This window comes from Gracilimonas sp., from assembly GCF_031581265.1.
In the GTDB taxonomy this organism is placed as follows: Bacteria; Bacteroidota; Rhodothermia; order Balneolales; family Balneolaceae; genus Gracilimonas.
The window spans coordinates 17,101-31,194 of sequence record NZ_JAVLBQ010000036.1; the positions used below are offsets into that span (position 1 = coordinate 17,101).

At 40.8% G+C, this 14,094-nt stretch carries 12 protein-coding genes; 4 read left to right on the forward strand and 8 right to left on the reverse strand.

Translation table 11 applies throughout. From position 1 onward, the window contains the following. Positions 1-152: 152 nt before the first annotated feature. From RI561_RS11630 to RI561_RS11640, 3 genes are all read right to left on the reverse strand, one after another. Entirely contained in the window at positions 153-1,322 is a 1,170-nt protein-coding gene (locus RI561_RS11630; protein ID WP_395080425.1) for a phosphopentomutase, read from the reverse strand. After that, a complete protein-coding gene (locus tag RI561_RS11635; RefSeq protein WP_395080412.1) occupies positions 1,319-2,782 on the reverse strand; it encodes a GAF domain-containing protein in 1,464 nt (487 codons plus the stop codon). Before RI561_RS11635 ends, RI561_RS11630 begins: the two co-directional genes overlap by 4 nt. Before the next feature lie 142 nt (positions 2,783-2,924). Next, positions 2,925-4,724 carry a M3 family oligoendopeptidase gene (locus tag RI561_RS11640; RefSeq protein ID WP_395080413.1) on the reverse strand — a complete coding sequence of 600 codons (1,800 nt, stop codon included), beginning with the start codon at positions 4,722-4,724 and terminating at the stop codon, positions 2,925-2,927. Between the two features lie 399 nt (positions 4,725-5,123). On the opposite strand from RI561_RS11640, the gene RI561_RS11645 reads away from it, so the two are divergent. The 4 genes from RI561_RS11645 to RI561_RS11660 all read left to right on the forward strand — a co-directional run bounded on the left by RI561_RS11645 (position 5,124) and on the right by RI561_RS11660 (position 10,139). Next, positions 5,124-8,795 carry a multifunctional oxoglutarate decarboxylase/oxoglutarate dehydrogenase thiamine pyrophosphate-binding subunit/dihydrolipoyllysine-residue succinyltransferase subunit gene (locus tag RI561_RS11645; protein WP_395080414.1) on the forward strand — a complete coding sequence of 1,224 codons (3,672 nt, stop codon included), beginning with the start codon at positions 5,124-5,126 and terminating at the stop codon, positions 8,793-8,795. A gap of 231 nt (positions 8,796-9,026) precedes the next feature. After that, positions 9,027-9,374 carry a DNA-binding protein gene (locus RI561_RS11650; protein ID WP_395080415.1) on the forward strand — a complete coding sequence of 116 codons (348 nt, stop codon included), beginning with the start codon at positions 9,027-9,029 and terminating at the stop codon, positions 9,372-9,374. Between the two features lie 89 nt (positions 9,375-9,463). Next, entirely contained in the window at positions 9,464-9,727 is a 264-nt protein-coding gene (locus RI561_RS11655; protein WP_395080416.1) for a DUF6364 family protein, read from the forward strand. Further along, entirely contained in the window at positions 9,717-10,139 is a 423-nt protein-coding gene (locus RI561_RS11660) for a type II toxin-antitoxin system VapC family toxin (protein ID WP_395080417.1), read from the forward strand. The genes RI561_RS11655 and RI561_RS11660 overlap by 11 nt, the downstream gene beginning before the upstream one ends. Here RI561_RS11660 and RI561_RS11665 read toward each other — a convergent pair. From RI561_RS11665 to rsmA, 5 genes are all read right to left on the reverse strand, one after another. Then, entirely contained in the window at positions 10,124-10,519 is a 396-nt protein-coding gene (locus RI561_RS11665; protein WP_395080418.1) for a DUF3224 domain-containing protein, read from the reverse strand. The two genes, RI561_RS11660 and RI561_RS11665, sit on opposite strands and share 16 nt — an antisense overlap. Next, positions 10,516-10,941 carry a hypothetical protein gene (locus RI561_RS11670; RefSeq protein ID WP_395080419.1) on the reverse strand — a complete coding sequence of 142 codons (426 nt, stop codon included), beginning with the start codon at positions 10,939-10,941 and terminating at the stop codon, positions 10,516-10,518. Before RI561_RS11670 ends, RI561_RS11665 begins: the two co-directional genes overlap by 4 nt. Positions 10,942-11,063: 122 nt before the next feature. Next, complete coding sequence (gene groL, locus RI561_RS11675) at positions 11,064-12,737, reverse strand: chaperonin GroEL (RefSeq protein ID WP_395080420.1); 1,674 nt, start codon at positions 12,735-12,737, stop codon at positions 11,064-11,066. 49 nt (positions 12,738-12,786) lie between these two features. Further along, entirely contained in the window at positions 12,787-13,074 is a 288-nt protein-coding gene (gene groES / locus RI561_RS11680) for a co-chaperone GroES (RefSeq protein WP_395080421.1), read from the reverse strand. A gap of 166 nt (positions 13,075-13,240) precedes the next feature. Next, positions 13,241-14,014 carry a 16S rRNA (adenine(1518)-N(6)/adenine(1519)-N(6))-dimethyltransferase RsmA gene (gene rsmA / locus RI561_RS11685; protein WP_395080422.1) on the reverse strand — a complete coding sequence of 258 codons (774 nt, stop codon included), beginning with the start codon at positions 14,012-14,014 and terminating at the stop codon, positions 13,241-13,243. Between the last annotated feature and the right edge of the window lie 80 nt (positions 14,015-14,094).

A 14,094-nucleotide genomic window follows, 5' to 3' on the forward strand; every position in this document is an offset into this window, starting at 1 on the left:
ACTTAATGCCACGTGTTACCCACGTCTGAAAAGCTTACTTATTGCATCTGCGACTTAATAAATTTTACAATTGAATAATATACGGAATTATTCCCTTAATTTTAAATGAACAACCTCAATTCTCCCCAACTCATTCGTTTTACTATAGAAAATTATTTAACAAAAGAAGTTCCCGGGAAATCATTTTCCAAATTAAAATATGCGGCAACTGACTTCGCTATTTCTGAAAAAGTCTCGCCTGTCTCAAGATCTTCTGATTTTGCTCTTTCTTTTGGAAAGACAAGTAATGGAACAAACTCCCGAGAATGATCAGTGCTATTTGAACATGGATCATTGCCGTGATCTCCGGTAATTATTAGCAAATCATCTTTCCTGATTTTAGAAACAATAGCCGGAATAGCCCGATCAAATTCTTCCAAACTGCCTGCATACCCTTTCGGGTCTAAACGATGCCCGTAGAGCTGGTCTGTATCTATTAAGTTCACAAACACGAAACTGTTGTTGAGTTCTGCTGACATCAAACTGAGTAATTGTGAAATACCTTCTGCATTGCTTTTAGTTGGGCGATATTGGGTGAACCCTTTCCCCGCAAACAAATCTGCGACTTTACCAATAGAATAGGTTTTTATCCCCGAGTCATACAATTTCTGTACCAGGTTATTTTCCGGAGGAGCCGAAGAATAATCGTGCCTTTTATCTGAAATTCGCTGAAACTCCCCGGGCTTTCCTGTAAATGGCCGGGCAATTACACGCCCAACCTCATGTTCTCCCACGCATATTTCATTTCGGACAAATTCACACCATTCATATAATTGTTCTATCGGTACAATGTCGTTGTGACAGGCAACCTGGAAAACACTGTCTGCAGAAGTATAGACAATGGGAAATCCTGTCTCCATGTGTTCTACACCATAATCCCGAATTACATCCGTGCCAGAATATGGCTTATTACATAATGCACCTTCAACCCCTATTTCGTCACAAAAATCATCTATAACATGCTGAGGAAAGCCATTTGGATACGTGGGAAATGGCTTCTCTAATTGAATACCTGCTATTTCCCAATGTCCGGTTGTAGAATCCTTTCCGGCCGATACCTCCCTTAGCTTTCCGTAAGCTGCAAGTGGGTTTTCATTTTCAGGAACTGAGGCAAGAGGTATGATATTCCCAAGTCCCATTTTCTGTAAGTTCGGCAACTTCACTCCCGTTTGTTCCAACACATGCCCAAGGGTGTTCATTTCTTCATCACCGTATTGATGTGCATCTTCTTGAGCCCCTACTCCAAGTCCGTCTATAACAACTACGTATGCATTTCCCATTATCCTTCGGCTACTCTTAAATCATTTTCATTCACAGCTTTTGAAAGTGCTTTTTTGGCACGTTCCATAACCTGATATGCATTCTGAGAAGTCTCATTCAATTTTGTATACCCAACCTTAAACTGAACTTTTACCGAGCCTCCAATCGATAATTTAAATCCATATTCAATCTTAGAATTTATTTCATCCATCCAATCGGCAACAACAGTTTCATCAGGATGTTGGATCACAAAAGCATATACGCAATCAGAGTTGTAGCCAATAAATCCCGGAATTCCATAATTACCGGGATTCAATAATTTGACAAAATCTGCCTGTATTCTTTGAAGATCTTCCAGTCGGTATTTAGTTCTTAAGATTGAAACATCACCCGGTGTTACAAGACCAACCCACGTCTTTACTTCCGGTTGCTCAGCCATTTTCTTTAACTCAATATTAATGGCTTTCTCCCATAATTCAGGTAAAAAAGCTCCAAAATTTTGGGTCAGTATTTCTTCCATCATTTCTGTTTTCTTCACTGATGACTGAATACTTAATGCAGCAACCCTAACTAAATTTGAAAGTTTATGCTTGGTAGATTCTTTAAATGTAAGCGGATCATTATCGTAGCAAACTACCACTCCTTGTCGCCTGTCATGTACCATTATTGGAATTGCGAATGAAGCCCCATCGGTCTTTTTTTCTGCTGAGGTTATTCTGCGAGGGCTGTTATTAAAATGCATGGTAAAAATGGGCTCCCCTTTTTCAAGAGCATTATAGGCTACACTTTTTTCCTCGAGGCGCATACCCAATCTGGGAGGATTCAAAGAGTTTTGCGACCGCATCACCACATTCCAGGAATCCATTCCCGGAGCTAATAACACTGCTCCCCCATTGGGTAAATTGTACTGAACCTCATCCATCATTTTTCCCAGTATATCTACCCGGTGTGACCTATAATCCAGCTTATTGAGAGCATTCTCATAATCTTCCCATTCTTGCTGATTTTCATGCAGATCAACGACTTCAAGATAGGTATCTAATACATTGACCAACGCATTATTGTAAGCAACTACTCGATCCTGTATGAGCTCCTGATCAATTTCCTCTTCACTCTCTAATACCGTAAGAGCTACGGTTTCCCCTTTATTTATGAACGGAATAATCAAAATGTGTTTGGCTTGAACAAAGTCAAAATAATGCATCAGTTTTGCTTTTGATACATCTTCCCCAACTATCAATTGAATGGGTTCTTCACTGTCTTTGAAATCATTCAAAAAGTGATTTTCAAATGCTACACGATCCTGAAACATAACATTTGGCAAACCGGTACTGTTTGTTTCCCATACAAACTGCTGCCTTGCCCTGTTTACCCAACACATATAGCTAAGCTGAACCCGTGTTGATGTCCTCAGCAGATGTACCAAATCCTGAAGGATCTGTTTAAATTCTCGAAGAGCTTTTTCTTGTCGGTCTAAAGACATGCTTTTATATGATTTCCAAATTCCAAACTACCAAGTATAAAACGATACTATATAACAAATTTTGAGCTTTGGATTTTGGTTATTAGGGTTTCGTTTTTGTGCTATGAAATTGATCTTTCAGGGATAATGGCAAGTCTGCCTATCACCTTATCGCTTTAGCCATTTCTTCTGCTTTATCCACCATTCGTTCAAATGAAGAGAGACCTTTATTCCAAAAATCCGGTTGTGTGATATCAAGTCCCATTTTTGCTACTAAATCTTCCGGCCACTCTGAGCCACCGGCACTTAACAGTTCGAGGTATTTATCGGAAAAACCTTCAGGACGCTGAGTGAATTCTTCATAAAGTGCCAACACTAACAGTTCTCCGAACGCATACGCATACACATAACCCGGGGTGTGCAAAAAATGTGGAATGTAGCTCCACCAGATGCTATACTCATCCGTCAAAGTTACTGAATCTCCATAGAGTGCTTTTTGCTGTTCCATCCATAATTCTGAAAATCGATCGGTTGTTAATTCACCTTCCTCTCGACGAGCGGTATGTATGGCATTCTCAAATCGATTCATTGAAATTTGACGAAAAACAGTAGCTATAGTGTCATCAATTTTACCGACCAATAATGCCAGCTTTTCCTTGGGATCATTCAGTTCCTTCATCAGCTTTTGAAATACCAACATTTCTCCAAAAACCGAAGCTGTTTCCGCCGTTGTAAGTGGCGTTGAGGATTGTAAAACGCCCTGCTGCCTCGATAAATACTGATGGACACCATGCCCTAATTCATGGGCCAGCGTTTGTACATCCCTAATTTTGCCATCAAAATTCATAAATACGTAGGGGTGAACCGAAGGAACCGTACTTGCCGAATAAGCTCCTCCTCTTTTCCCGGGTTTGATCGCTGCATCTATCCAATTTTTGTCAAAAAACTCTTTGGTAATTTCACCCATTTTAGGATGAAATTCAGAATAAGAATCGAGTACCATTTCTTCTGCATTCTTCCACTCAATAGTGGCTTCATTCTTTAGCATGGGAGCATATCGGTCATAATCTTTCATTTCATCCAGCTCCAGCAACTCCTTCTTCAACTTGTAGTAACGCTGAACGAGTTCATACTTTCCGGTCACCGATTTTACCAAAGCATCAACCGTTTCACGATCGGTTTGATTAGCCAGATTTCGCGAATCTATCCAGCTGTCATACTTCCGGAGTTTGTCATTTGTGGATTTATCTGCGAGCACCGTATTGAAAACAAAAGTTAGCTGTCGGCTCAGCTCCTCAAATTTTTTGGTTAATGAAGCATGAGCACGAACACGTAGATCCCGATCGCTCTCATGAAGTTTACTCAACACTTCCTGTTCACTTAATTCTTCACCATCCAGTTCAAACTTGGCGGCCCCAATGGTTTCATCAAAAAAGCGAACCCAGGCACTTCGCCCGGTAACAGATTTGGCCGACATAATTTTTTCCTGACCTTCCTCAAGTACATGATCCTTGTATCGACGGGAGCTTTCCAAGTAATGTTTATATTTTTTCAGCTCCTCGCTTTCAATTAACCGTTGGGCATCTTCATCGGAAATCTTAAGCCATTCCACATCCAAAAATACCAGTTTTTGAGAAATCTCTGAAGACAACTCATTGGTTTCTGCTACCAATTTTCCATACTCCGAATTTCCTGTATCGGTTGACCACTGTAAATACGCGAAAGACCCAATTTTCCCTGATAAGTCTAATACCTTCTCATACTCATCAAGCATTTCTTTCATTTCTGAAGCGGATAAATCAGCAATTTTTCCCCGATACTTATTTGCAAAAGATTCGGCTTGTTCAACCACCTTTTTCTTGTCTTTAGCAAGTTGCGGATCATCATTAGATGAATAGAGATCCGAGAGATCCCAGTTAATTTGTTCCGCTCCTGTTTTATTGGTTTCGGCGTTTTTTGTCATTTCTTAGTTACTTGATATGCGTGTGAGAAATTGCGTAAAAATTTGTCGTTGAATATAGGGTTTGCATAAAGGGAATTAAAGCATAGTTAAAGGATTATTCAGATAATTTTAATATCCCATTCTCAGTTTTAAATCAGGCCTTTTTATGGCATGGTATCTTGATAAAAAGTGATTTCTAAAAGTTTAAAAGAAAGCGTAACCTGCACATCTGAGATTCTTGTAGATCTGAGTCAATAATTACTCTCAGAACCTTACAGAAATTATCGTTTTTTAAAATACTAATGCTTAATTTTGAAGTTATTCAAAACATGCTAAAAACAATTGTTTTGAACCATTTTGTTGGAATTTTCATTAGCACATTAAATCGCTGCAAAAATAACGCACGAGGTTAACAGACAATTGAAATCACTTGAAGCCGTATTTGGCCCCAATTCTGCATTAGTTGAAGAACTGTATGATCAATATCAAAACGATCCCTCCTCGGTTCCTGCCCACTGGAAACGCTATTTCGACGAGCTCGAAGGCAAGCCGGTAGACGCTACAGAACCGGAAGAACTTCAACCTACTACACCGGAAGAGAAAGTTTCAACTCCTGCTCCGGCACAGAAAAAGGAATCAAAAACAGATAAAGAGCCGCAGCAAAAGCAGCCTTCACAAAAAGAACCTGAAGCTCCTAAAAATGCTGAGCTTGAGAAAATCAAAGGGGTTGCTACTAAAATTGTAGAAAATATGAATGAGTCGCTCGAGGTTCCTACAGCGACTTCCCTCCGTGTGCTCCCCGTCAAGATGATGGTTGAAGACCGTGCTATAATAAATAGACATTTGCTAAAGCGAAATGAACCTAAAGCTTCTTTTACCCATTTCATTGCCTGGGCCATTATTCGTGCACTTCAAGATTTTCCTACTCTAAATAGTTCTTATCTATATAAAGATGATAATCATTATCGCGTTAAACCTGACTCCGTAAATCTTGGTGTTGCCGTTGATCTTAAAGGAAAAGACGGCTCCAGAAATCTTGTAGTTCCCAACATAAAGGGTGTGGATAAAATGAACTTTAAAGAGTTCTTGCATGCCTATGCAGAACTTATTGAAAAAGCCCGCAACGGTAATCTCCAAATTGAAGATTTCCAGGGAACCACAATAAGTATCACCAATCCCGGTACTATTGGCACCGTTTCTTCTGTCCCCAAGTTGATGAAAACTCAGGGAGCCATCATTGCTACCGGTGCTATTGACTACCCCGCTGAGTATAGAGCCATGTCTAAAGAGGTATTGAACCAGTTAGGCGTCAGTAAAGTTATGACGGTGACTTCTACGTATGACCACCGGGTAATTCAGGGTGCTGAGTCAGGAATGTTCCTTAAGAAAATGGACGACCTGCTAAGTGGGCAAGAAGATTTCTACGAGAAAATATTTACTGATCTCGACATTCCTTATGAGCCTCTTCCTTATGGTGAAGATCAATATTCCGGTCCATTTTCTGGTCGGCAGAATACCTTAGAACAAGATCAGCGAGCGGTTGGTGTATATCGCCTTATCAACATGTACCGCATGCGGGGGCATGTACTTGCCGACCTCGATCCCCTTGGGAAAGAGCCGGGCAAAAATCCCGAGTTGGATCTCGATTATTATGGTCTTTCCCTTTGGGATCTGGACCGCGAATTTTATTGCGGTGGCTTGGGAGGGAAAGAACGAGCTACCCTGCGCGAAATTCTAAACCTGCTCCGTGATACGTACTGTGGTAACATCGGGGTTGAATACATGCACTTACTTGATCTTGAGGAGCGAAAGTGGTTGCGCGAGGCTATGGAATCAACCGGTAACAATGCCAACCTCTCTAAAGATGATAAGCGTGAAATACTCCATAAACTCAATCAGGCGATGGCCTTTGAAGAGTTTCTTCACAAAAAGTACATCGGCCATAAAAGGTTTTCATTAGAAGGAGCTGACACCCTTATTCCCATGATCCACTTTATGCTGGAACGTGCAGGAGAACATGGTATAGAGAAGTTTTTTATGGGAATGGCCCACCGTGGTCGCCTTAATATGCTTGTGAATATAATGAACAAGCCTTACCATCGCGTTTTTTCAGAATTCGAAGGCAATATTGATCCCGATTCTATCCAAGGATCAGGAGATGTAAAATATCACCTTGGGGCATCGGGCATTCATAAAACTGTAAATGGTTCTGAAATTGAACTTCAACTTATGCCGAACCCATCTCACCTTGAGGCCGTAAATCCTGTGGTTGAGGGAGCCGTCCGAGCTATGCAGGATCATCATGACAAAGACGAACCGCGAAAACGGGTAATCCCGGTATTAATGCACGGTGATGCTGCTTTTGCCGGTCAAGGGGTTGTGGCAGAGACCCTTAATATGTCACAGTTAGAAGGCTACAGCACCGGTGGAACCATGCACATTATCATTAACAACCAAATTGGGTTTACCACGCTTCCTAAAGATGGACGTTCTACGGAATACGCTTCAGACATTGCCAAAATGATCTTGGCTCCAATTTTTCACATAAATGGAGATACCCCGGAAGCTGCTGTTCATGCCATTCAAATGGCATTGGACTATCGACAGAAATTTGGCAAGGATGTAGTTATTGACCTAATCGGCTATCGTAAGCATGGTCATAATGAAGGGGACGAACCTGCTTTCACCCAGCCGGGTATGTACAAAGAAATTAATGATCATTCCCCGGTTCGTGATGTTTACACTGAGCATTTGGTGAAAAACGGAGAACTCACCAAAGAAGAAACCCAACAGATTTTTGATGAATTTGATCAACTGTTACAAGAAGCTTTTGAGGATGCAAAAAAAGCACCCAATCTCGAAATAACTGAAAATCTAATCGATCGCACAGAAACCCCGCAAGATGAATGGAAAGCCTACCCGGATACCACCTATTCGGCCGATGAGCTTAAGGAAATTGCGGTAAAATTGAACACTGTTCCCAAAGACTTCGATGCCAATCCAAAACTGTTAAAACAGTTGGCTAAGCGTGCTGAGATTGTAAACAAAAATGAGAAAAAAATTGACTGGGGCTTTGCAGAGCTGTTGGCTTTTGGTTCACTCCTGAAAACCGGTACTACTATTCGACTTACTGGTCAGGATGTGGAACGAGGTACATTCTCACATCGCCACTCGGTTCTTCATGGCACGGAAACAAGTCAGAAATTTATTCCTCTGAATAATCTCTCAGATGATCAGGCGCATTTTCATGTGTACAACAGTTTATTAAGTGAATTTGCAGCACTTGGCTTTGAATTTGGCTATAGTGCCGAAAAATTGGATGCACTTGTAATTTGGGAAGCTCAGTTTGGTGATTTCGCCAACGGTGCTCAAATCATCATCGATCAGTTTGTAAGTTCAAGTGAGGCCAAGTGGGGACAAAAAACCAATCTGGTAATGAATCTCCCTCATGGATATGAGGGACAGGGCCCGGAACACTCCTCCGCCCGACTCGAGCGCTTCTTGCAACTTTGTGCCGAGGATAATATGCAGGTGATGAATCTTACTACTCCGGCACAATATTATCATATGTTACGCCGGCAGGCACTGCAGGAGACAAAACGCCCCGCTATACTGATGACTCCTAAGAGTTTATTACGTCATCCAATGGCCACCTCAAGCCGAGACGAACTTGCTGATGGAGAATTCCAGCCGTTTATCGTAGATAAAGACTTCAAAGATCCAAAATCTCTGAAACGCCTCGTTATTTGCTCAGGTAAGGTATATTACGATCTTCTGAAATACCGTCAAGAAAATGAAATTGAGAACGTGGCCATTGCCCGCCTTGAGCAGTTCTATCCTTTTGCAGATGAAGAAATTGAGGAACAACTCAAAGATTTTACTTCTATCAAAGATATTGCTTGGTGCCAGGAAGAGCCCAAGAATATGGGCGCCTGGACTTTTGTTGCTCCCCGATTTATGGAGCTGCTGCAAGATGAACAGAAATTGCGCTACATAGGCCGACAAGCATCTGCATCTCCTGCTGCAGGACAGAAAAAAATTCACCAAGCAGAGCAAAACAAGATTGTGGAAGACGCCATGATTATTGATTAATCCTCTATTTTTTGATTTTAAAAGTCTGGCTTTTCATTCTGTCAGGCTTTTCTTTTATAGAAAAAATGATTTCATTATTTGAAGTTATCAACTTACAATCATCAAGAAAGGCATTGGTTTAAGTGACAAATTTCAGAAATTGAAATCACAAATTATATGCTTCCCTCCTTCCGGAAAAACCTTAAATATATTTTACCAATTGTAATACTAGTAATGGTTTTGGGGCTCGTTTTGTCAAGAGTTTATACACCTGGGCAGGGTATTCCGGAACCTGAGATACAGATCAATTCAAGTGAAGCAGTAAATCATATTGGAAAAGCAGCTGAAGTTTGTGGAATTGTGGTCAATGCGCGTTACATTCCACAAATTGGGGGAGAACCTACCTTTATCAATTTCGACCGACCTGATCCCGATCAAACATTTACCGCAGTCATTTGGGGTGAAAACCGATTGAAATGGGAACAACTTCCTGAGAACATATACCCAAATAATAAAGTATGTGTTACCGGAAGGATCGAATCTCATGATGCAACTCCGCAGATTGAAGTTATTAGCCCGGAGCAAATCAGGATTCAATAGAAACAGATAGCGGAACTAAATTTGGTAGCCTTAGTAAAATGTATGCGCATTCATTATATTATCTGTGCGCATAAATAAATTTTAGAGTCATGAGTAAGCAAACACTAAATCTTTCCGTTGAAAAACATATAAAGGAACGAGCGAAAAAAATCGCCAAAAGTAGAGGTATTAGTGTATCTAAGTTGTTTGAGGAAGCGGTTCAACAAGTTGAGGAGCCAGAAATAGAATTTACTCCAAAACCCGGAAGTGCTGTTGAAAGAATTATGAATGCAATTCCAGAATCTGAAAAACTTGAAGAATATGATTACGATAAGCTTAAGGAAGAAGCACTAAGAGAAAAATATGATTTTTAAAAACATCCTGATAGATACGAATGTTTGTTTGGATGTAATGCAGAAAAGAAAGCCATTTTATATTCAGGCAGCAAAAGTTTTAGATGGTTCTGAAAAGTCAATTTACCAAGGTTATGTTGTAGCACACACCTTTGATACTCTTTACTATATTCTCTCCAAAAGACATAAAAATGAATTTGTTTACAATGCCATTGAAGGATTAAGAGAAACGGTCAAAATTGCATCAGTAACTGAAAAAGTAATTGATGAAGCAATTTCACTGAAATGGCCCGATTTTGAAGATGCGATTCACTACCTCACCGCTATTCACTCAAACTGTGACGCCATTATCACACGCGACTCATCCGGTTTTACAGATTCTTCTATACCGGTCCTAACTCCTTTTGAGTTTTTAGATCAACTTGATAGCTGATACTCAAACTCATAAAAATGCTTCCCCTCTTCGATAGTAATATCCATTTTCCCGGATAATCCCTCCAGTTCACCGGTTCCTGAATCTGGCACCACTTCCAGGATAAGCCGATCTTCTCCTTTATCCATTATTCCATAATGCTGCAGTACAAAACTCCCTTTTTTACCGGATAACTTACCCGAAACTTGTTCAATCGCCACATATCCGGCCGAGCCTTTTACCGGAGTCATCGCACTTAGCATTTCTCCTTTGCTTATAGCATCAAGTTCACCATGAAAAGTTTTATCGATGGACATTCGGTTTAACTTAACTCCATTTTCACCCTCCACATATCCATCGATGGGATCTAATTTTACTGCAAATTCGCCGGATACTTTCATAAGTCTTTGTTTTGAATTTTATTTGCTAATAATGCTCCCAAATAAGCCATTGGAATATATGCTCCAACCAAATCAACAATATTAAACCAAAGTGGCGATGGCAAAGCAATTAAGTTTGTGATACCTCCAATTAAAAAGACGCCCCCTACTGCAAGCGCCCACTTAGTTTTGGATGCATCAGCGACATATGCTGTAATCAGAGCTCCAACCAAAGTCCCAAGCGAATGAGCCAAAAAAGGCATTAAAAAGTGCCTGGGTTGGAATAGATGTATGGATTCCTGTAATCCTTCCATAGTGGTGATGTCTGCTCCTTCCGGTGGCGGGATGATGAAGCCACTGATCATGATAAGGCCCATGTTTACGATTCCACCAACTACAAGACCGGAGATGAGGGCGAGAATGTTTCTAAATATGGATTTCATATAAATTGTTTTAATCTACTATAAGACAGATAATTATAGGCAATTTGAAAACATAAAAAAATCCCGCCCAAACTTAATTGGGCGGGATTTGAAATCTTATCTGAGATTTGTGAGAGAATGAATTACATCATTCCGCCCATACCTCCCATTCCGGGCATTCCGCCGCCCATTCCGCCTGGCATTCCGCCACCGCCGTTGTCATCATCATCGTCGCCTTTACTTGGCTTGTCAGAGATAACAGCTTCGGTGGTTAACATCAATCCGGCAACAGAAGCAGCATTCTGCAGGGCTGTTCTGGTTACTTTAGTAGGATCGATTACACCGGCTTCAATAAGGTCTTCATAAACCTCTGTGCGGGCATTATATCCAAATGCATCTTTTCCTTCCAGTACTTTCTGTACTACAATTGCACCTTCGGCACCAGCGTTATTTGCAATGGTACGAAGTGGTGATTCGAGCGCTCTTCGGATGATTTGAATACCTACATTTTCATCATCGGTTTCGCCTTTAATCTTATCAAGAGAAGCGATAGTACGCAGTAATGCAACACCACCACCGGCTACAATACCTTCTTCCACAGCAGCACGTGTGGCGTGAAGTGCATCTTCAACGCGGGCTTTTTTCTCTTTCATCTCAACTTCGGAAGCAGCGCCAATATAAAGTACGGCAACACCACCGGCTAATTTAGCCAGACGTTCCTGAAGTTTCTCACGATCATAGTCAGAAGTAGTATTCTCGATCTGACCTTTAATTTGATTTACGCGAGCCTGGATATCATCATCTTTTCCGGAACCATCAACAATAGTTGTGTTGTCTTTGTCGATAGTTATTCGGGAAGCTCTACCCAGGTAATCAAGAGTAGCATTCTCAAGTTTATAACCTCGCTCTTCAGAAATCACAGTACCACCGGTTAGAATGGCAATGTCTTCCAACATTTGCTTACGTCGGTCACCGAAACCAGGAGCTTTAACAGCTGCAATTTTCAGAGAACCACGTAGCTTGTTAACTACCAATGTAGCAAGAGCTTCGCCTTCAATATCTTCGGCGATAATCAACAATGGATTACCATTTTGTACTACTTTCTCAAGTATTGGAAGCAGATCCTTCATGTTGGAGATCTTTTTATCAAAGATCAGGATGTAAGGATCTTCCAATTCGGTAACCATCTTCTCAGAATCGGTTACAAAATAAGGAGACAGGTAACCACGGTCGAACTGCATACCTTCTACAGTTTCAAGGAAAGTCTCCGTTCCTTTGGCTTCTTCAACAGTGATTACACCGTCTTTTCCAACTTTCTCCATTGCATCGGCAATCAAATTACCAATGGTTTCGTCGTTGTTGGCAGAAATAGTCCCGATTTGAGCAATCTCTTTGCGATCGTCAATATCACGGCTCATCTTCTTGAGATCTTCAACGATCACTTTAACAGCTTTCTCGATACCAGATTTCAGATCCATTGGATTTGCACCGGCAGTAACGTTCTTAAGGCCTTCGCTTAAAATAGCCTGGGCAAGAACGGTAGCTGTGGTTGTTCCGTCACCGGCATTATCGCTGGTCCTGGAAGCTACTTCTTTAACCATCTGAGCGCCCATATTCTGGACTCTATCAGACAATTCAATTTCTTTCGCTACGGTTACACCATCTTTAGTTACTGTGGGTGATCCGAATGATTTTTCTATAACAACATTGCGTCCACGGGGGCCTAAGGTTACTTTAACCGCATTGGCCAGCTTATCGACACCTTTCTTTAAGGCATCGCGCGCTTCGACGTCATAATGAACTAACTTAGCAGACATAATTATCTATATTTTTAAGTTTGTGATTTAAATTCTTTAAAAGGTGGGGTTAGGAAACGATACCCATGATATCAGATTCGCGCATAATCAGGTATTCTTCTCCGTCCAGAGTTACTTCAGTACCTGCATACTTTCCATAGAGAACTTTATCTCCTTTTTTCACGCTCATTTCAATTTTATTGCCGTTTTCTACTTTACCGGCACCAACCGCTATCACTGTTCCTTGTTGCGGTTTTTCTTTAGCCGTATCGGGAATGATAATTCCGGAGCTGGTTTTCTCTTCAGCAGGCTCAGCCTGTACCAACACGCGGTCGCCTAAAGGTTTAATCTTAGCCATTTGTATGACTCCTGTTAGTTTTAGTTAATGGTTAATTTTTTTTGGGCAATACCCAATCATATTTCGAAACATTTATTGCAACTTCCGTACCAAAATTAATCCAGAATTCTCAATTGGCTCCAAACTCCCTATAAAGGTATTCTTTATTAATCATAACCTGACGAAATCAAGAAAGGCTGTCAGACTGCTCTAAATGCTCTGCCAACTTTGCATAAATGTCAGGCGACCAATGGTCTGCTCTGTCATCAAAATTAAAGCCTTCCGGCAGTTTATCACCTAAAACAGGTTTAAGAGAATTGCTTAATTTTTTTCGGCGTTGGTTGAAAGCAGTACGAACCACTCTTTTTATGGATGCATCTGAAAAAGGATAGCTTGGTTTGTCGAATCTCAGTTTTATAACTGAACTTGTTACTTTTGGTGGGGGTGAAAATGAACTCCTTGATACATCGAACAAAATCTCGGGGCTACAGAACAACTGAGTTTGTACACTGAGTATTCCATATTGTTTGGAAGAGGGATCAGCCACTAAACGTTCAGCTACCTCTTTTTGCATCATCAATGTCGCTTCCGAAAACAACTTCCGGTTTTCAAGCAGATCAAATAAAATAGGTGAGGTGATATAATACGGTAAGTTGCCCACCACCACATTTTTTTTGTTAGGATCGACGATATTATTCCAATCCACTTTCAATACATCATTTTGATGAATTGTAATATTTTCTATTTCATTCTCAAGAACTTCCACAGCTCTTTTGTCTAATTCAATAACATGCAGATCAGAAATACTTTTAGCCATCCACTTTGTAAGCGCCCCTGTACCCGGACCAATTTCAATGACTCGGTCTCCATCCTCAGCATCTACTGATTGCAATATTTTAAAAATGACATTGTCATCTTTAAGAAAATGCTGACCCAGACTTTTCTTAGTTTTAAAGGACATATGAGCAGTTAGCAGTTAGCAGTTAGCAGTTAGCAGTTAGCAGTTAGCAGTTAGCAGTTAGCAGTTAGCAGTTAGCAGTT